Here is an 18,588-nt window from a genome sequence, read left to right on the forward strand (position 1 = left end):
CTTCAACTTTCAACTTTCAACTTTCAACTTTCAACTTTCAACTTTATCAGCTTAAAGATTAGGAAATTATGAAATATTTAGTAACGGGTGCTGCTGGTTTTATTGGCGCGGCAACATGTCAAAAATTGTTAGCGGCTGGCCATGTAGTAGTCGGTATTGATAACCTTAACGATTATTACGATGTAAATTTAAAACTAGCTCGTTTAGCGCAGTTTGAAAGCCATGAAGCGTTTACATTTATTAAGCTTGATATAAGTGAACGCCCAGCAATGAGCGAGTTATTTAAAACACAGCAGTTTGATAAAGTAATACATTTAGCGGCGCAAGCCGGTGTTAGGTATTCAATAGAAAACCCTGATGCTTATGCAGACTCTAATTTAGTAGGGCACTTAAATGTGCTTGAAGGATGTCGTAATACTAAAGTTAAGCACTTGGTTTATGCTTCATCTAGCTCTGTATATGGCTTAAACGAAAAAACACCGTTTGAAACAACCGACAGTGTCGATCACCCAGTGTCGTTTTATGCTGCTACTAAAAAAGCGAATGAGCTAATGGCGCATAGTTATTCTCATTTATATAGCTTACCTACAACAGGTTTACGCTTTTTTACCGTTTATGGCCCATGGGGTCGTCCTGATATGGCACCGTATATTTTTACTAAAAAAATACTTGCCGGCGACACTATTAATATAAACAACAACGGCGATATGTGGCGTGACTTTACTTACATAGATGACATAGTAGAAGGCGTTGTTCGTGCTGCCGATGTTATACCTACTGCAAACCCTGACTGGAGAGTTGAAACTGGTTCGCCTGCTTCTAGCTCTGCTCCGTATGCGGTTTATAATATTGGCCACGGTAGCCCAATAAACCTAATGAAGTTTATTGAAGCCATTGAAGCTGAACTAGGTACTGAAGCTAAAAAGAACTTCCGTGAAATGCAAGCCGGCGATGTTTATAAAACTTATGCTGATACTACCGACTTATTTAATGCAACAGGCTATAAAGCGCAAGTTGGTGTTAAGCAAGGCGTAAGTGAGCTTATTAAGTGGTATAAAAGCTTTTATAAATAAAGGTTACAATTTGTAAGTCATTTAAAACACTGTTTTAAATTTAAGACAGTGCTTTTTTTTGCTTTTAATAAAGTTAATTTAGATGAGCGCGAAGTAAATTCGCGCCTACGGGTTGGATATGTTGTAGGTGAGGTTTTACACCTCGCTTTGGTAAAGTTAAGTTAGCTTAGCGCGAAGTAAATTCGCGCCTACAGGGTGTTAAAAATTAGCAAATACACCTAACCTAGCAAATGTTTCCCCGTATACATCCTTTCCTTGATATAGCTCAGCTCCCCAACTTTTAGCGCCCATTATTGGTTTGCTTAACTTGCGTGTGTACGCTGTTTGCAGTTCATAACTTGTTTTATAAGCATCACGTTTATTTTCAAGCATACGTATAGTGGTATTTAAGCTTTCTATTTTACTTAATTGCCAATGCCAATTTACGCTCATAGATTTAGCAGAGGTGTAGTCGGTGTAGTCATGCTCATCACCCGCCCAGTGGCCAATTACATTGCCTGAATTACGGTTGCCATCTAAATATAAGTGGTTACTATACCAGCTAACTTGCCAATTACTGTGCTCAAAACGTAGGCTGTGGTTATTAGCAATAAAAGGCAAGTAAATACCAAAGCTATATGCATTATTGCGAGAGCCACCTAATGTATCTTCAAGTGCAACTTCACCATAAAACTCGAACGGTAGCGCATAAATACTATTGCTGTAGGCAAATGTAATAGAGCCAAGTTGATCCCCAAGCTCATAATCTTCACCTAACTCTTCAGCGTCATCGCTATTGATATTATCTTTACTACCAGGACTAAAAAATCCTTCTGTAAAATCTTTAATTGTAACGCTTCGCGGGCCTCCACCAAACTGCATTAAGCGGCTTAAGCCTATTGTTAAATTATCGGTTGCTGCCAAGCTAGTGTGAAAGCCAAACAAATATGGTTTTCCTGGTTCATAAACCCTAGCTACACCATCTTGCCTTCCCTCTCTTAATATCCCACGTTGCTCTGTCATTTTACTAATAAACATATCGTAACGAATATTAAAGCTGGTTATTGGCTCTACATTGCTAAGCGTTATAGAAGGGGTTGTTTTAGCTTGTGTGCTTAGTAACATGGCACTGTCGTTAAAAGGTGAGTACCAATGTTCGCGGTAACCTACATCTAACTGCGCGTATTTATTACCAAGGTAAAAAAAGCTTTGTGTAGGTAATATTTCGTCTTCGTTGGCTATGCCTGCAACACTTACACCAAAGTAACGCCCGAAGTTAGCATAAGCGCCACCTTCAACAATTAAATTAGTTTTAGTGGTTTGGCCGCGTTGGTTAGGCAGTGTTTTATCTTTTGTGCCAGCAGCAAGTGTTACTTTTGCAAATGCCCCCGCGTCGCTTTGAATATAAGGGCTAAGTTGGTACGAAAGTGTTTGATATAGTTCTGGGTAAGTATGCCTTACTGTTTGCAGTACTCTATAAATATCGTGAGCTTTATAGGGCTTACTCATAATATGTGTGTTTTTACTTACGGCTAAAAGTCGTTGTACTTGGTGCTCAAGTTCTGGGGCTTGATTTAAAGGTAAGTAGGGTGATACGCCACCTTTAGCAACAGCATTTGCACTGATTGCCATCCCGATAAACAGTGATATTTTTTTGAGCATAATTATTCCGTTAGCAAAAAGTTGTTTAAGTAAAAACGTTAACGCGAGGTTAGCAATAAACGCCTAAGTAAGGAAGAAAAAAGCGATATATTAGTGGGTATATATAGGAGTAGGCTATCATTCACAGGTGATAGACTATCCGTTAAATTCGAGCGCGTTTTTGTATTTAGTGTTTAGCTATAAAGCAGGTGGTGAATATATTTAATAAGTTATACCTACAAAAAATAGATTTATAAGTTATTTATTCACAAAGAGGTTAAGAGGGCGCTGCGTTTTAGAGAAGTAAAAATACATAATTACTATTGTTTTAATGTCTTCTCATTTACTCCTCTTTTGCTTCTCTTTGTGCAATAAGGTTTTAAGTAATCTATTCACAAAGAGGCTAAGAGGGCGCTTCGCTTTAGAGAAGCCAAAAGTGGGTAAGTTATTAGTAATAAATATCAAAAGCTGCGCTTTTCGCGTGAGCAAGCTTCACGCCTACCTGGAAAGTTTGATGCTGTGGTTAAACTTACTTGTAGGCGAGCAAAATTCGTAATTTCTGTGCTTTAGTCTCTTCTCATTTACTCCTCTTTTACTTCTCTTTGTGCAATAAGGTTTTAAGTAATTTATTCACAAAAAGGTTAAGAGGGCGCTGCACTTTAGTGAAGGCAAAAGTAGGTAATATAAATGTTTAAAATTGCGTTTTTACGTGAGTAAGAGCAGCGCTTACCGGTAAGGTTTTATACCTCACTTTTAAAGGTCTTATAAACAAAAACCCCGATGGTACTGTGTACCATCGGGTTTTTTTTAATTGTTTTTGTTAGCCTAAACTTTAAATTCGTCTACCGACAAGCGAAGCTCTTCAGCAAGTTTTGCTACTTCTGAACTTGAAATATTAGTTTGATTTGCGCCTTCGGCTGTTTGCTCTGCGATGGCTACAATCGACTCAAGGCGTTCGCTAATTTCTTGTGCTACTTGTTGTTGCTCAAGTGCGGCAGTCGAAATTTCTTCACTTACGTCGTGAGCTTGCGAAACCGCAAATGTAATCGAATCAAGTGCGCTACTTGCTAGGTCGGTTTGTTCAACACACGATACCGCACGTTGCTTACCTTTGCTCATTGCCGTTACGGCAGCTTCAGCGCCTGTTTGAAGAGACTCAATCATTGATTGTATCTCTTGGGTCGACTCTTGAGTTTTACTCGCTAGAGAGCGTACTTCGTCAGCTACAACAGCAAAGCCTCGGCCATATTCACCAGCTCGCGCAGCTTCAATTGCGGCATTTAGTGCAAGTAGGTTCGTTTGTTCCGCTATTCCGCGTATTACATCCAAAATGCTGCCTATTGATGCGCTATCTTGATGCAGTTTATTAATAACTTGTGAGGCGTCGTCTACTTCACGTGCTAGCTGTTCAATCGTGGCTTTATTGTTATTCGAAATACCTTTAACGCGTTCAGCTTCTTTATCAGCATTTTTAATTTCGCTAAGCGCTTGTTGAGCGCTGTTACTAACTGTTTGCGATGTACTGCTCATTTCGGTTGTTGCAGTAGCTGCTTGTTCAACTTGTGCTTGCTGGTTACGAATTGCTTGGCTTGATTCTGAGGTAATGGCCGATGTTTGCTCTGATGCTGCTGCAAGCTGAGTCGAGCGCGAAATAATACCTTTAATTAGGCTGCGTAGGCTGTCAATTAGTGTATTACAACTTTTAGATAGTTCGCCAAACTCGTCTTGAGCGCTGTCGTCTAAACGTTGTGTCATGTCGCCACTGGCAACAATATCTAAAATGCGATTAACTTCGGCAAGTGGTTTAGTAATGCGGCTAACAGTAATAATGGCAATCACAATTGCTAAAATGGTGGCTATAACCATACCAACCCAGGTCCATAAATTAGCTGAGTCTACATCGCTGCGCACACCTTGTTGTAATTTAAACGCAACGTCACTCGCTTGATTAACTAGCTCGTCAATTTGGTTAAGTGCCATTTTGGTGGCTTGCTCTGACTGTGCAAGCTCTGATTGCGTAAGCGTAATCGAATCAATTAAACGTTTTTTGTTTGCTGCTAAGCTGTTACTGCCCTTTATGTTATTTTCTAAAATATCAACATACTCTTTTAGGCTTGAATATAAGTCGCTATGCGTTTGCTCTATTGCTGGCTTAATTAAATCAACGGTACGTACTACTTCTTCAAGGTAATACGTTTGCTCGTTTTTAACAATATCGAGAGTATTAAGCGTTTTAACTGTTAGCATGTCGGTGCTGTTACTAACTACCGACATAAAGTTGTTTTCTAAATTATTTGCAGCTTGATAAGCGCGAGGGTGGTTTTGTTCAAACCCGTCAATGTCGATAATGTCGAGTACAACAGAGTTAGCATCTTCTGCACTTAGTTCTATATTTTCTAATTGTGCTTTTAATGTTTTATTTAATGCTAGTTGTTTGCCTTTATCTGCTAATAAATTTTCAACGGTGCTTAAAAAGCTTAAATAAGTTTTTTCTACATTTTGGCTACTTTGATTAAGTGCAGCATCGTTTTTTACTACGTCTTGAAGCTCACGGTGCAGCGTGTTGAATTGCTGTTTTTGTTCAAGGACTTGTGCTTTTATTGGCGCAAGCTCATTGGCTGATGTCGTGTAAAAGCTCGCTTGTGCGGCTTTACTCATTAAAATAAATTCGGCTTGTAGCTCAGAGCTTTTATTTAATGCTGGGAGTGATAGTTGGTTCACTTTTTGAGTGGAACGGTCAATATTTGCAATTTTTATTAAGGAATTACCACCAATTATTAATAATAATAGTGTGATAAATATAAAACCACCCCAAATACGCTGGCTTACTGTCAGGTTCATAAGATTTCCACTCAAAAAGTACTTCAATTAAAACTTATCGGCGTTTGTACCAATAAGTTAAGTAATTAAAATCAATTACTTTAATTAATTTTAACTATTAATTGATAAATCTAACAGATGTATTGTTTTTTTTCAGTTTATTTAGACGAAAGGTGGGAATTTTCTACGATTACTTTTTTAGTACTTAGCTCCATTAGGGTCATGGTGTTACCCCATACGCAGCCTGTATCTAGGGCGTGAACCCGTGAATTACCTGTTCTACCTTCAAGTGCGGCCCAGTGGCCAAAAATAATATCGTGTTTAGATTTAGCTATATTGGGGTGGTTAAACCAAGGAGTGAGAGTTTCGCTATCGGTTATTGCACCCTTTGCATTAAGCTCGAGTGTGTTATCACTTGTTAAAAAACGCATGCGGGTAAAGTAATTAACTATGTATCTAAACTTTGCAAAGTCATCAAGGGTATTCGACCACTTAGCGGAGTGAGGCTGATACATGTGTTCAAAAAACGCTTTTGCGTTACTTGATTGATAACAGCTTTGTGCAAATTGGGCTTGTTTTAGCGCATCTTCAACAGACCAATCGGGATTTAACCCCGCGTGAGATATAAAGCAGTTATGTTTTATAAGCTCTAATGCCAATGGCTGGGTTTGTAAAAAAGCGATGTAGTTAGCCAATTTAGGGCTTTCAAATATTGAGTTTAATTTATCGTTTGGATTAGTGGGTTTGTTAAGAAAGTAGCAGGCAACCATGTGAAGGTCGTGATTGCCTAAAGTGATGGTCATGCTATTTTGATGTTGATAAATATAGTCTAAGCAGGCTAGGGAGTCTGGCCCGCGAGCAACTATGTCGCCAACTAAATATAGGTGATCTTTACTTGGATTAAAATCAACCCGTTGTAAAAGGATGTTAAATTCACTAAAACACCCTTGTAAATCACCTATCGCATAATCTGCCATATAAGTGCTTAATGCAAAATGTTAGGGCAAGCCAAACGAAACACATTAATAGGCGCCTGAAACTCAGAGCCAAACTCGTTGCGTAACGTGTAATGGCCTTGCATAGTGCCTACAGGTGTATCTAAAATTGCACCGCTGGTGTATTTATAGCTTTCGCCTGGGCCAATATCTGGCATTTCGCCAACAACGCCTTCGCCTTCAACTTCTACTTGTTTGCCATTTGCGTCGGTAATTAACCAATAGCGGCTCAGTAATTTTGCACTGCATAAACTATGGTTTTTAATTGTTACCGAGTAAGCAAATACGTATTTTTCAAGCTCCGGTTGAGATTGACCTTCTACGTAAAATGTTTCTACAGATACCTTTACAGGCGATCCAATGTTACTGCTTGTTGTCATAAATCCAGTTAGCTATATCAATAAATTGTTGTAAAGATAAGCGCTCAGCACGCAGCGTTATATCAATGCCAATGCTAGTTAGTTCTTCTGCGGTAAGTAAGTTACCTAAACTATTTCGTAGCGTTTTACGGCGCTGGTTAAATGCTTCTAAACACACGGTGTTTAAAATTTTAACGCTTTTTGCTGTACGTTGCTCTGGCTTTTTAGGTATTAAACGAATAACAGCAGAGTCAACTTTTGGCGCTGGTTTAAAGCACTCAGGTGGTACTTCAACAACCGGCATTGCATTACAGTAGTATTGAGTCATTACGCTTAAGCGACCAAATGTTTTACTACCTGGGCCTGCTACCATGCGTTTTACTACTTCTTTTTGAAGCATAAAGTGCATGTGCTCAATATGATCTGAAAATTCAAAAAGGTGAAACAATAACGGTGTCGAAATATTGTAAGGTAAGTTACCAAACACTTTTAATTTTTTGTCATCGCGAACCAAGCTTGCAAAGTCAAACGTCATTGCATCGCCTTGGTTAACGGTTAATTTAGGACCCAAAAATGGGTGTTCAATTAATCGTTGTGCTAAGTCTTTATCTAATTCAACAACCGTTAAATGGCCGCTTAAGTCGGCTACTGGCTCAGTGATTGCGCCAAGGCCGGGGCCAATTTCTACTAAGTTGTCTTCTGGTTTAGGATCAATCGCAGAGACTATTTTATCGATGATAGATTCATCAAATAAAAAGTTTTGCCCAAAACGCTTACGAGCGCGGTGTCCTAAATGTACTTTATCGGTCATTGATTTTGTGCTTTTTCTTGGGCGAGCTTAATTGCTTCGCGGATCGCTAATTCAAAACTGCCAACGTCAGCTGTACCAGTCCCTGCTAAATCGAGTGCAGTACCGTGGTCAACTGAGGTGCGGATAAATGGTAAGCCAAGGGTAATATTCACCGATTTACCAAATCCTTTGTATTTTAGCACAGGTAATCCCTGATCGTGATACATAGCAAGTACTGCATCTGCTTCAGATAGGTATTTATGTTGAAATAAGGTATCGGCCGGTAGTGGGCCAATTAAATTCATCCCTTCGCTTCTAAGTATTTCAAGCGTTGGGGTGATTGTTTCTATTTCTTCACGGCCTAAATGGCCATCTTCACCTGCATGTGGGTTTAAGCCACACACTAAAATACGTGGTTTTTCTATCCCAAACTTAGTTTGTAAGTCGTGATTTAAAATACCCGCTACTTTAGTTAAGCGCTCAGGAGTAATGGCACGCGATACATACGCAAGTGGAATATGCGTGGTTACAAGTGCAACGCGTAAACCTTCAGTTGCAAGCATCATAACTACATCTGCAGTATTTGATTGCTGCGCAAAATACTCAGTGTGTCCGCTAAATGAAATGCCCGCTTTGTTAATAATGCCTTTGTGAACAGGGCCCGTAACAACCGCATCGAACGTGCCATCCATGTTTTTTTCACTTGCTATACGCAAGGTATCTAACACGTATTGGCCGTTACCGTCGTTTAGTACGCCAAGCTCTACAACCGCACCTAAATCAACCTGATGAATGTACAAACTGCCTGCAGGTGCTGATATGGCGGGGGCATTATCATCAAATTTAATTAAGTTTATTGTTAAGCCTAAATGCTTTGCACGCTCTTTTAATAGTTTGCCATCAGCAATCGCTATTAGTTGAGCGTCCCACGCTTGCTGAGCAAGCGTGAGTAGCAAATCTGGGCCAATACCGGCTGGTTCACCCGGTGTAATAGCAATTCTTAGAGTCATATTTATTGGTCTATAGGGAAAATTTCAACGTGAGCTTGCTCGCGCATTTCTTGCTGCCAGTTAAAACTTTCTTCCTTAAATTTACGGTTAAACAACATACCGTGAGCACGGTTACGTTTAGCTAGTTCAGTTTTATCAGCTACACGTTTGCCAAGTAGCTGCACAATATGCCAACCAAACTGTGTTCTAAACGGTTCGCTTATTTCATTTTCTTTAAGAGAAAGTAGTGTATCTTTAAACGCAGGTACGTAGGTAGTTGGATCTGTCCAATCGTACTCGCCACCTTTAAGTGCAGAGCCAGGATCTTCTGAGTACTCTTTAGCAAGTTCACCAAAGTCGGCTGTTCCTGCGCGTAAGTCTTTTGCAAAGCCTGCAAGCATTGAGCGTGCTTTTTCTTCACTTAAAATAATTGAAGGTTTAATAAGTATATGGCGTGAACGTACTTCAGTTGTTTCTACAACTTGTAGACCACGAACGTCTTGTACTTTAATGATATGAAAACCAGCACCAGAGCGAAGTGGGCCAACAATAGCGCCTTTCTTTTGGCCTTTTACTGCTTCAGCAAAAAGCGATGGCATTTCGTTAATGCCCATGTAACCAAGTTGTCCACCTTCAAGTGCTTTAGAGCCGCTTGATGATGAAATAGCAATACGCTTAAATTCTTGGCCATCGTTTAATAGCTCAATAACTTTATCGGCACGTGTTTTTGCATCAGCAATTTCGTCAGCTGTCGCATCGTTAGGGATATCTATTAAAATATGACCAATGTCGTACTCTTCAGCACTTTGACCTTGGGTTTCCATAATTTTTAAAAGGTTATCAACTTCTTGTTCGCTAATATAAATACGACGATCAACGCTTGCACGTGTTACTTGCTGCGTTGTGATTTCTTTACGAATTTCTTCACGGTAAGCTTGAAAGCTTTCGCCCGAACCTTCAATAGTGCGGCGTAAGTCGGCGATTGTTCCGCCTTGCTCTTTTGCCATGTTAGCGAGAGTTTGATCGAGTTGGCTGTCTGAGATTTGTAACCCCATACGCTCAGCCATTTGCATCATAAGCGCTTGATTAACTAAACGCTCTACAGCTTGTACACGAAGTGTTTCATCTTTTGGTAATTGCTGGCCTTGTTCTTGTGCTTGCTTTTTAACACGATCAATTATGGTGTCTACTTCGCTTTTTAAAATTACGCCTTGGTTTACAACGCCAATAACTTTATCTATTTCTACTGGTGCAGCCATTACACTTTGACAAAGGCTGGCACTTAAAACTGCTGATGTTAATAATTTTTTTAAATTCATATTCTTTTTACTACTCTTGCTGATAGTACTCTAGTTACTAAGAAAATACGGTCTACGATAGCCAAAAATACCTTGTTGTAATAATTTTTGTGCATCATAACGGCTTTTACTGCCAAGTCCTTTTAATACAAAATTCAAACTAATACCTGAATCAAAAGTTGCTTGTTCTTGTCCTATTGACTGATTTAAATCAGTTTCAATTTGGCGATGGCCAGTAATTTGGATAGCCCAACAGCATGATTCATACTGTAATCCGCTCAATACTTCGATACTTCTGTTGTTTTCAAGATCTCGATGATAGCTCGCAATAAATTGCCATTCGTCGCTAATAGGAATACTTGTAAATACACCTGCTTGCTCGATTGTATTTCCTGAGACATCATTTGCATAGCGATGGTTCAATTGTACTAGCTGATTATTATCACCTTTATAATCAAGCGTTACATTTGACTGTACCATTTGCTTGCCATCTGTATCATATTGAATACCTCCAGCGAGGTACCAACGGCGGTGCCAATGTAACATGGTTTGAGCTGCAAATAGTGCATTATAATTAGTGTCTGAGTTTAAGCCTTGCTCTGTTGGCTTGGCATCGTCACTTAAATAAAATATTTGGCCCGCACTAAAGTTAAACACTTCTTCTTGTTTTTTATCAAATAAGCGCGTTGTAGCACCTAAAGTAAACTGATTAGCAGCTGCTATACGGTCAACACCCGAAAAGCGCACGTCTCTAAATAAACCATAATAATCATCTTGCAGTTTGGTTGTATCAAACAAGCCAATGTCTGACTGATCTTTATTAGGTGTATATAAATACTGAATTTGCGGCTCTAGTGTTTGTATACCATCTTCAAAAAAGTAAGATGCGTCACGCTCAAAGTTAAGTTGAGAGTACAAACGTACTTTTGGGATAGTACGCGATACGGTATCGCTGTATTGCGTGCCGGTTAAGTTTCCGCTTTGCTTATAATTTGTTTGTAATAAGCTCACTTCAGATAAAAATGACCACGCATGCGTAGCGTAGTTGTAGCGTGCTTTTGGCTCTACGTGTACACGAGTTGCGCTGTCTATGGCCACTTCTGATGAATCATTAGTAAAATGGCTTATCTCGCCCGACACACTAAAGTCAAAATTATCAAAACGCCAAGGCGCTGTTTGCGTAAAATTAACTTGTGGTATTGCAGTGTATGACTCTAAGTGATCGCCGAGTACTTCAAAGTTTTGCACTTTAATATCAGTGCGCCATGTATCACCTAAATGGGTAAGTGAACCAGTACGATACAATTGAGTATCGGTTTTACTTGCGTAGTTTGAAGTTAAGTCGGTGATGTAGTTATCATCGCTCACATTGGTTACATCAACGTTTGCGCGCCAGTTCTCACCTAGGTAGCTTTGCTGTTGCCAATGAAACATGTAGCGTTCATTCAAATCAGGCTCAGAATCATCACTATCTAAGTATTCAATCCCTACTAAGCCTTCGTGTTGCTCTGTTAGGTATTTAAATTCTGTTTGTAATTGCAGCCCTTTGTTAGACATATAACGAGGGGTAATAGTGGCATCAAAGTTAGGTGCAATATTTAAATAATACGGCGTAATTGTTTCAAGACCGTATTTGTCAGAGCTTGAAATAGTCGGGGTAAGTAAGCCCGATTTACGGCGTTCGTCTAGCGGGAATGTAAAATAAGGTAAATATAAAACCGGTGTATCTAAAATACGCAATACGGCGTTATATGTTTCGCCCCAACCTTCTTCGCGTGAAAGGTTTATTTCGTCAGCTTCAATTTCCCATGCTGGGGTGTCACTTGGGCAAGTAGTAAAGCTTGCATTCATAAGTAATAGGCCAGACTGATTAACAGTGAGCTTTTCAGCGCCGCCTTTACCTTGTTGTTCGGTTAGGCTGTAGTCGGCGCCTAACAAACTGACTTCTGAATTATTTAAATCGGCATTTAATCCGGTGCTGTTTACTTTACTTACGTAGTCTTGATAAGTAATTGGCCCCGTTGCATTTAATAAACCACGCTGTTTGTCTATCAACGCAGTTTGTGCGGACAAACTCATCTTAAGGGTGTTAATATCAACATTGCCGGTAAATTCAGCGCTTTGAGTGCCAAGTAGCTCAACATCATCAGCTTGGATATCAACTTCACCAAGGTTAAGGCCTTCAAGTGGTTGCCAAGCTCTGGTTTGCATTGAAATGCCACAAAGGTTGTGTGCCAGTTCAGTTTCGGCAAGCGATGGTGCGCTAACTACGCTTAGCATCAATATGCCCCAGGTTTTGCTCATTTATCGACCTTAATACTTTGTGTTTAATATAATATACACATAATAAAGGAAAATAATGGCAATTACAGTAATTGACCTATAAAAATAGATATCTAATAAAATGACACGCTTTGAGAATTTACAACAATTTATAAACACACACCTTAATGCCAAGTCGCATACTTTAAACGCGATCACGGGGGATGCTAGCTTTCGCCGTTATTATCGTTTAAATCACGATAATAAACATTTAATAGTGATGGACTCAGATCCAAAAAAAGTGAATAACGAGCCTTACATTTCGCTAAATCAGGTGTTTGTTGATCAAGGTTTTTTACTTCCCAGTATTATTGCAAGCGATGAGAAACAGGGCTTTTTTATCCTCAGTGATTTAGGCAGTACGCACCTAGCTGACATGCTTGATGATGCAAATCGCACCGAGCATTACCAAGCATTAATTAGCTTAAGTGCTCAGTGGGCAAAAACGCCCACAGCTTCTGCTATGCAAGCGTATAACGAAGATTTTATAAAGCTAGAGCTTGATATATTTAGCCAGTGGTTAGTAAGCGACTTTATTAATGAGCCACTCAGTACCGAACAAAAAATAATGTGGCAAGCAAGTTCAGAGCTATTAATAAAGGCGCTGCTTGAGCAACCTACGGTTACCGTTCATCGTGATTACCATAGCCGTAATATTATGAATAGTGACGGCCAGTGGGCCATTATAGATTATCAAGATGCTGTACGCGGGCCGCTTTGCTACGACTTAGTATCGCTACTGCGCGATTGCTACTTTAAATTGCCAGAGCAAGAATTAACAAGTTTGCTTGATTTTGCTTATCAAGAATTTACAGCTCAAAATTTACTGGCTAACACTTCATTTGATGAGTTTAAATATTGGTTTGATTTAACCGGATTACAGCGCCACTTAAAGGCTGCGGGTATATTTTGTCGATTGTATTTACGCGATGGTAAAACAGGTTATTTAGATAATATTTTACCGACGCTTGATTACATTATTGAAGTAGCGGCAAATTACCCAGAGCTTAAAACATTGAGTGAGTGGACAAAAAATACCATAGTGCCAAAAGTGACTGAAAAGTTGGCAAAGGAGCGCTCATGAAAGCGATGATTTTAGCTGCAGGGCGCGGACAGCGTATGATGCCGCTTACGCAAAATATGCCAAAGCCAATGTTAAAAGTGGCAGGAAAACCACTTATTGAGCACCATATAAATAACCTTAAAGCTGCCGGTATTACCGATATTGTAATAAACCTTGCGTGGCAGGGTGATAAAATAAAAGACTATTTTAGAGATGGCAGTCAATTTGGCGTAAATATACTTTATAGCCAAGAAGTTGAAGGTGGCCTTGAAACGGCCGGCGGTATTATTGAAGCGTTACCGTTGTTGGGCGACTCGTTCATTGTAATAAATGGCGATGTATACACCGACTATGATGTAAGTGCGCTAATGCAACTTCATTTGCAACCCGGTGAGGCGCACATAGTGCTTATAGAAAACCCGCCACACAACCCAGATGGCGACTTTGCATTGAGCCATTTGCCGGCCGAGAGTCAAAAATATACATTTTCAGGGATTGGCCGCTATCAGGCTGATTTTTTCAAAGGATTAACGCAAGGTATTCGCCCTTTAGGGCCTATTTTACGTGAAAAGCTAAATGAACATTTAGTCTCTACTGAGCTCTACATAGGGCAGTGGGATGACATTGGTACACCAGAGCGTTTAAACCAATTAAACACGCGCCTTGAGGCGTAACAACTCAATTTTTAAGAAGGCAGTATTATAGATGTGGGGAAAAATTCTCGGTTTTTGTTTTGGCTTTATGTTTGGCAAAATATTTGGTGCTATTTTAGGTTTATACCTAGGTCATTTATTTGATAAAAGCTTAAAAAATAACTTTGATAAAGCAGGCGGTTTTTCTAGTTTATTTAGTGGTGACGATGTTCACGAGCGCCAAGCTTTATTCTTTTCAAGTTGCTTTGCTGTTATGGGGCACATTGCAAAATCGAATGGCCGAGTGAGCGAAATACACATAAAAGCGGCTAACTTGTTCATGGACGAAATGGGCTTAAAGGGGGAAGAGCGCCGCGAAGCACAACATGCATTTCAGTCAGGTAAAGAGAGCGACTTTTCACTTAAAGAAACCGTACACGATTTTAAAGAACGCTTTGCTAAACGAAACGATCTAATACAGTTATTTTTAGAAATACAAATACAAATGGCGTTTTCTGACGGGGTATTAGCCGAACAAGAAAAGCAATTATTAGCAGAAGTAAGTAAACAGCTAGGCATTTCTAAAACACACTTTGCATTTGTATTAAAACGTTATCAAGCTGAGTTTAACTTTAGAAAGCAACAACAGCGCTTTAATCAACAGCAACAAAGCCAAGGTCAAAGTAGTAGCTATCGTGAGGGTTCTGGCCATCATGTACCGCCAAATAATAATATGAACCGTGCGCAAGCATTGGCTTTATTAGGCTTAAATAGCGATGCAACGCAGCGTGATATAAAAGTAGCGTACCGCAAACTTATGTCGCAACATCATCCAGATAAATTAGTGTCGCAAGGTTTACCAAAGCACATGATGGAATTGGCTGTTAAAAAGAGCCAAGATATTCAAGCCGCTTATGAGTATTTAAAAAAGTCGGCGTAAAAACCCGTCTATTTCTTTTGTTAGGCGTGCGTGTTGACCGGGTTGATCGCGCAGGCCAAACAATTGTCGTTGGCGGTAATCAAATTTTGCATTTCGCTCAACCCAGCGCTGACGATTTTTAAGGCTCATTAAAATGTCTGTGTTGTCATTTGCGTAGTAAATATCAAGTAAGGCGGGTGTAACAAGTGACGCTGTTTGGCTCAAACTTTCGTTACGTTTAGTATTAGGTAAGTAACTGCTTAAACTTATAAACGCATCTAGTCTCTCGTCCGGAAAATCTGCATAGTACTCCAACAACACACCCGCACTAGTACCTTGTGCAATAACCACTATATTACTCGAATCTTCCATAGCGGTTTGATACAGCGCATTAAACCGAGAAATGAGATTTATTTTATAGTCATCAAGTATGTCGTCAGTTACTTTTTCAATTGCATTAACGTAATGAGGCTCACCTTTGATTTTTGCAGGCTGTGATTGTGCGTTTGTTGTGGTGTCGGGTGATGCAGGCTCATCGGCTTTACTAGGCGCCGCTTCGGTTTCGCTGGGCATTGTTTCGGCCAGTTTACTTGCTTGCCAGTCAATGTCGGGCACTGTCATTGCGTAGGTGCTGTAACCTAAATTATTAAGCTCTTTGCGCAAGTAGCTCATACCGGAGTTATTGGTAGGTGAAGAATGCCAGTCGGGTATAAGTATTACGATACCTCTAAAATTACTACTCATATACTCGCTGTAAAGGCTTAAAAATTCTGTTTCACCCGCCAATATAGGCTTTATTTCATCACTTGGAAGTAGTCGCTCAATATCGCTATTTTCAATACTTAATAGGCTAGGTGGAGCAATATGTTCAGCCGCGCTGATGGGGTTAGCTAAAAGTAGGGCACAGCTGAGCTGTATATAAAAAGCCCCTTTTAAAAACCGTGTAAATAGCATAACGCACCTAACTAATGACAATTAGTTAGGTATCGGCAAGGTTATCTAAAAGTTTAATATATAGAGCGAATTAGCTAGTAAATTTAAACCTGTTAAAACTCTAATTCGGCTTCAAAAGTAAGTACTTGCTCAGTTACGGGGTGCTTTAATTCCAGCATTTGTGCATGTAATTGTAAGCGAGGAGCGGCAGCAAGTGCCTCTTTGTGGGCGTAAAGTCTATCACCTAAAATAGGATGACCCAAGCTTAACATATGCACACGTAGTTGATGCGAGCGACCAGTGATGGGAGTTAGCTCTACACGGGTTGCATTTTCTTCACGCTCAAGTATTTTGAAATGCGTAAGCGAAGGTTTACCTCTGTCGTGATCAACCATTTGTTTAGGGCGATTAGGCCAATCACAAATAAGGGGTAAATCTACTGATCCTGTTTCAGCTTTAAGTTGTCCGTATACACGTGCTATGTAACGTTTCGCTGTTTCGCGCTCTTGAAACTGCATACTTAAATGTCTGTGCGCTGCTTTATTCATGGCAAGGCACAGTATGCCAGAAGTCGCCATATCTAAGCGGTGCACTATTCTTGCTGTTGGAAAAACACGATTAACACGATTAATTAAGCTGTCGGCATGTTTAGGATCTTTACCTGGGACAGTTAATAACTCACTTGGTTTATTAACTATCAGTAAGTCGTCATCCTGAAAAAGTATCGTTAAATACGGACTCATAGGGGGATTGTAGTTAACTAACACGGCCGACCTTAGTAATTTTGAAGGGCGCTATTTTAGTAGAGCAAGCCAACAGGCTCAAGTAAAAGTTTGGCTATATTGTTTTAACTAATAGTCCAAGCCTTAGCTCCTTTGAAGCGCTTTTATAACTTAATTTCTTCGGGTGTTAATAATCGATATTCACCACTGGCCAAGTTTTCATCTAGGGTAATCCCCGCAATCTGCTCGCGATGTAACTCAACCACTTTGTTATCTACCGCGTAAAGCATACGCTTAACTTGATGATACTTTCCTTCACTTATTGATAAACGCAGTCCGTAATTAGCAAGTCGTTCGGCAATAGCTGGGCGGGTTAAATCTTTTTCGTTATGCAGCATGACACCTGTGCGTAATTGCTCAAGTGCTTCATCGGTAATCGGTTCTTGAGTTTCGACTAGGTAGGTTTTAAATTTATTGCTTTTAGGCGACGTAATTTTATGTGACCAATCGCCATCATTAGTAATAATAACTAACCCGGTGGTATCTATATCAAGGCGACCTGCTACGTGAAAGTCGCTCATATTTGGCTCATCAAGTAAGTCAAAAACAGTTTTATGTAGCTCGTCGCTGTTAGCGCATACATAGCCAACAGGTTTATTTAACATGTAATAGCGCTTACCTAAAAATACCAAAGGTGCACCTTGGTGCAATACTTCATCTTGCTGGGCTAGCTGAAAATTATGTGATGTGATTACTTCGCCATTAACGCTTACTTCTTTTCGCTTAATGCTAGCGCGAGCTTGCGTGCGCGGTATTTCAGCTAAGTGGCTAATAAATTTATCTAAGCGGCAAGGGAATTTCATTTTGGTTCACATTTTTAGTCGGCTACAATGGGCGCGATTATAGCCGATAGTGAAATACCATGACAGTGCACAGCACACAAATTTTAAGCCTTTACCAAGCAAAAATAGACACAGGTGAACTATGTTTTGATGCAGCGCAGCAAAATGCGGTGGAAGCTTTAAATACGCTAAGCGAGCAACTTCAAGCTCACACATCATGGTGGCAAAAAGCGCCCTTAATAAAAGGCATTTATTTATATGGACCCGTAGGGCGTGGTAAATCCATGTTAATGGATTTATTTTATAAAAACCTACCTATTGAGCAAAAGCAGCGGCTGCATTTTCATCATTTTATAGCACAAGTGCATACCCAACTTTTGCAGCTACAAGGTCAAAAAAATCCACTTATTCTAATTGCAAAACAGTGGGCTAAAAATATTCGAGTACTGTGTTTTGACGAGTTTTTTGTGAGCGACATTGGCGATGCCATGATTATGTCCAGATTGTTCAATGCGTTGTTTGAACAAGGTGTTGTGCTGGTGGCCACATCGAACGCAAAGCCAGAGCTGCTTTATTACAACGGCCTACAACGAGCGCGATTTTTACCTACTATCGATTTAATTAATAACCATTGCCATGTAATTAACGTGGCAGGGGAGGACGATCACCGTTTTAGATATGGTAAAAACAGTCGTCACTATTTTATTAATTTACCTAAACGCGATTTTCAAAATGAGTTTTTAGCTTCGTATCCGGTTGTAACATGTAGCAATGCAATTACTGTGCATGGCCGCGATTTACCCTATTTATTAAAAGCAGATAATGCCTTGATGATTGATTTTATGGCTCTATGCTCCGGCCCGCGTAGTGCTAACGATTATATGTTTTTAGCAACGCAATTTGATGTGTTATATGTATCGAACGTGCCGCAAATGGGTGTTAAAGCAACGGGTAAAGTTATTGTTCACGGTATAGAAGATAGCTACCAACGCGAAAAACAAACACTTGATGAGCATACTTTTGACGACGAAGCACGGCGCTTCATTGCCTTAGTCGATGAATTTTACGATTGCCATAAATTGCTAGTAATAAATGCGCAAACCGACATTGAACATTTGTATAAAGGTAAAAAGTTGAGCTTTGAATATGCGCGCACGCAATCACGCATAGTCGAAATGCAAAATTGGTAACGCTTTAATATATATTGTAAA

General features: G+C 39.8%; 16 protein-coding genes. 5 read left to right on the top strand and 11 right to left on the bottom strand.

Features of this window, described 5'->3' with window-relative positions:
• Window positions 1-68 precede the first annotated feature (68 nt).
• Window positions 69-1,073, top strand: coding sequence for an NAD-dependent epimerase (locus tag H5120_RS00005; protein WP_182673229.1), 1,005 nt, complete (start codon window positions 69-71; stop codon window positions 1,071-1,073).
• Window positions 1,074-1,271: 198 nt separating this feature from the next.
• Here the strand turns inward: H5120_RS00005 and H5120_RS00010 are convergent, their stop codons facing one another.
• From H5120_RS00010 to lptD, 8 genes are all read right to left on the bottom strand, one after another.
• The gene (locus tag H5120_RS00010) at window positions 1,272-2,714 is read right to left on the bottom strand and encodes a capsule assembly Wzi family protein (RefSeq protein WP_182673230.1); all 1,443 of its coding nucleotides are present in this window, start codon (window positions 2,712-2,714) and stop codon (window positions 1,272-1,274) included.
• 804 nt (window positions 2,715-3,518) lie between these two features.
• Entirely contained in the window at window positions 3,519-5,534 is a 2,016-nt protein-coding gene (locus H5120_RS00015; RefSeq protein WP_182673231.1) for a methyl-accepting chemotaxis protein, read from the bottom strand.
• Window positions 5,535-5,671: 137 nt separating this feature from the next.
• Window positions 5,672-6,490, bottom strand: a complete 819-nt coding sequence (locus tag H5120_RS00020) for a symmetrical bis(5'-nucleosyl)-tetraphosphatase (protein ID WP_182673232.1) — start codon at window positions 6,488-6,490, stop codon at window positions 5,672-5,674.
• Between the two features lie 8 nt (window positions 6,491-6,498).
• Window positions 6,499-6,888 carry a Co2+/Mg2+ efflux protein ApaG gene (gene apaG, locus H5120_RS00025; protein ID WP_002960839.1) on the bottom strand — a complete coding sequence of 130 codons (390 nt, stop codon included), beginning with the start codon at window positions 6,886-6,888 and terminating at the stop codon, window positions 6,499-6,501.
• A complete protein-coding gene (gene rsmA / locus H5120_RS00030) occupies window positions 6,872-7,678 on the bottom strand; it encodes a 16S rRNA (adenine(1518)-N(6)/adenine(1519)-N(6))-dimethyltransferase RsmA (protein WP_002960838.1) in 807 nt (268 codons plus the stop codon). Before rsmA ends, apaG begins: the two co-directional genes overlap by 17 nt.
• Entirely contained in the window at window positions 7,675-8,667 is a 993-nt protein-coding gene (pdxA, locus tag H5120_RS00035; RefSeq protein ID WP_182673233.1) for a 4-hydroxythreonine-4-phosphate dehydrogenase PdxA, read from the bottom strand. Before pdxA ends, rsmA begins: the two co-directional genes overlap by 4 nt.
• A gap of 2 nt (window positions 8,668-8,669) precedes the next feature.
• On the bottom strand, window positions 8,670-9,965 hold the full coding sequence (gene surA, locus H5120_RS00040) for a peptidylprolyl isomerase SurA (protein ID WP_002960833.1): 1,296 nt from the start codon (window positions 9,963-9,965) through the stop codon (window positions 8,670-8,672).
• Window positions 9,966-9,995: 30 nt separating this feature from the next.
• Entirely contained in the window at window positions 9,996-12,248 is a 2,253-nt protein-coding gene (gene lptD, locus H5120_RS00045; RefSeq protein ID WP_182673234.1) for an LPS assembly protein LptD, read from the bottom strand.
• Between the two features lie 100 nt (window positions 12,249-12,348).
• On the opposite strand from lptD, the gene H5120_RS00050 reads away from it, so the two are divergent.
• The 3 genes from H5120_RS00050 to djlA are packed head-to-tail and all read left to right on the top strand — an operon-like array spanning window position 12,349 to window position 14,901.
• The gene (locus tag H5120_RS00050) at window positions 12,349-13,350 is read left to right on the top strand and encodes an aminoglycoside phosphotransferase family protein (protein ID WP_182673235.1); all 1,002 of its coding nucleotides are present in this window, start codon (window positions 12,349-12,351) and stop codon (window positions 13,348-13,350) included.
• Entirely contained in the window at window positions 13,347-14,003 is a 657-nt protein-coding gene (murU, locus tag H5120_RS00055; RefSeq protein ID WP_182673236.1) for an N-acetylmuramate alpha-1-phosphate uridylyltransferase MurU, read from the top strand. Before H5120_RS00050 ends, murU begins: the two co-directional genes overlap by 4 nt.
• Window positions 14,004-14,034: 31 nt before the next feature.
• Window positions 14,035-14,901, top strand: coding sequence for a co-chaperone DjlA (djlA, locus tag H5120_RS00060; RefSeq protein ID WP_002960826.1), 867 nt, complete (start codon window positions 14,035-14,037; stop codon window positions 14,899-14,901).
• Here the strand turns inward: djlA and H5120_RS00065 are convergent.
• The 3 genes from H5120_RS00065 to rsuA form a co-directional block, all read right to left on the bottom strand.
• Window positions 14,884-15,834, bottom strand: coding sequence for a DUF3530 family protein (locus H5120_RS00065; protein ID WP_182673237.1), 951 nt, complete (start codon window positions 15,832-15,834; stop codon window positions 14,884-14,886). The two genes, djlA and H5120_RS00065, sit on opposite strands and share 18 nt — an antisense overlap.
• Window positions 15,835-15,926: 92 nt before the next feature.
• Window positions 15,927-16,580 carry a bifunctional tRNA pseudouridine(32) synthase/23S rRNA pseudouridine(746) synthase RluA gene (gene rluA / locus H5120_RS00070; RefSeq protein ID WP_182673238.1) on the bottom strand — a complete coding sequence of 218 codons (654 nt, stop codon included), beginning with the start codon at window positions 16,578-16,580 and terminating at the stop codon, window positions 15,927-15,929.
• Window positions 16,581-16,699: 119 nt separating this feature from the next.
• Window positions 16,700-17,398, bottom strand: coding sequence for a 16S rRNA pseudouridine(516) synthase RsuA (gene rsuA / locus H5120_RS00075; RefSeq protein WP_149593454.1), 699 nt, complete (start codon window positions 17,396-17,398; stop codon window positions 16,700-16,702).
• A 59-nt stretch (window positions 17,399-17,457) separates the two neighbouring features.
• Between rsuA and zapE the strand changes: the two genes are divergently transcribed.
• Window positions 17,458-18,567 carry a cell division protein ZapE gene (zapE, locus tag H5120_RS00080; RefSeq protein ID WP_182673239.1) on the top strand — a complete coding sequence of 370 codons (1,110 nt, stop codon included), beginning with the start codon at window positions 17,458-17,460 and terminating at the stop codon, window positions 18,565-18,567.
• Window positions 18,568-18,588: the final 21 nt, after the last annotated feature.

The sequence above is a fragment of the Pseudoalteromonas sp. SR43-2 genome, assembly GCF_014163885.1.
In the GTDB taxonomy this organism is placed as follows: domain Bacteria; phylum Pseudomonadota; class Gammaproteobacteria; order Enterobacterales; family Alteromonadaceae; genus Pseudoalteromonas; species Pseudoalteromonas distincta.

Bases quoted from the DNA above. Each gene is read 5' to 3' on its own strand.
- H5120_RS00005 (WP_182673229.1), top strand. From the start codon at position 69: ATGAAATATTTAGTAACGGGTGCTGCTGGTTTTATTGGCGCGGCAACA.
- H5120_RS00010 (WP_182673230.1), bottom strand. From the start codon at position 2,714: ATGCTCAAAAAAATATCACTGTTTATCGGGATGGCAATCAGTGCAAAT.
- H5120_RS00015 (WP_182673231.1), bottom strand. From the start codon at position 5,534: ATGAACCTGACAGTAAGCCAGCGTATTTGGGGTGGTTTTATATTTATC.
- H5120_RS00020 (WP_182673232.1), bottom strand. From the start codon at position 6,490: ATGGCAGATTATGCGATAGGTGATTTACAAGGGTGTTTTAGTGAATTT.
- apaG (WP_002960839.1), bottom strand. From the start codon at position 6,888: ATGACAACAAGCAGTAACATTGGATCGCCTGTAAAGGTATCTGTAGAA.
- rsmA (WP_002960838.1), bottom strand. From the start codon at position 7,678: ATGACCGATAAAGTACATTTAGGACACCGCGCTCGTAAGCGTTTTGGG.
- pdxA (WP_182673233.1), bottom strand. From the start codon at position 8,667: ATGACTCTAAGAATTGCTATTACACCGGGTGAACCAGCCGGTATTGGC.
- surA (WP_002960833.1), bottom strand. From the start codon at position 9,965: ATGAATTTAAAAAAATTATTAACATCAGCAGTTTTAAGTGCCAGCCTT.
- lptD (WP_182673234.1), bottom strand. From the start codon at position 12,248: ATGAGCAAAACCTGGGGCATATTGATGCTAAGCGTAGTTAGCGCACCA.
- H5120_RS00050 (WP_182673235.1), top strand. From the start codon at position 12,349: ATGACACGCTTTGAGAATTTACAACAATTTATAAACACACACCTTAAT.
- murU (WP_182673236.1), top strand. From the start codon at position 13,347: ATGAAAGCGATGATTTTAGCTGCAGGGCGCGGACAGCGTATGATGCCG.
- djlA (WP_002960826.1), top strand. From the start codon at position 14,035: ATGTGGGGAAAAATTCTCGGTTTTTGTTTTGGCTTTATGTTTGGCAAA.
- H5120_RS00065 (WP_182673237.1), bottom strand. From the start codon at position 15,834: ATGCTATTTACACGGTTTTTAAAAGGGGCTTTTTATATACAGCTCAGC.
- rsuA (WP_149593454.1), bottom strand. From the start codon at position 17,398: ATGAAATTCCCTTGCCGCTTAGATAAATTTATTAGCCACTTAGCTGAA.
- zapE (WP_182673239.1), top strand. From the start codon at position 17,458: ATGACAGTGCACAGCACACAAATTTTAAGCCTTTACCAAGCAAAAATA.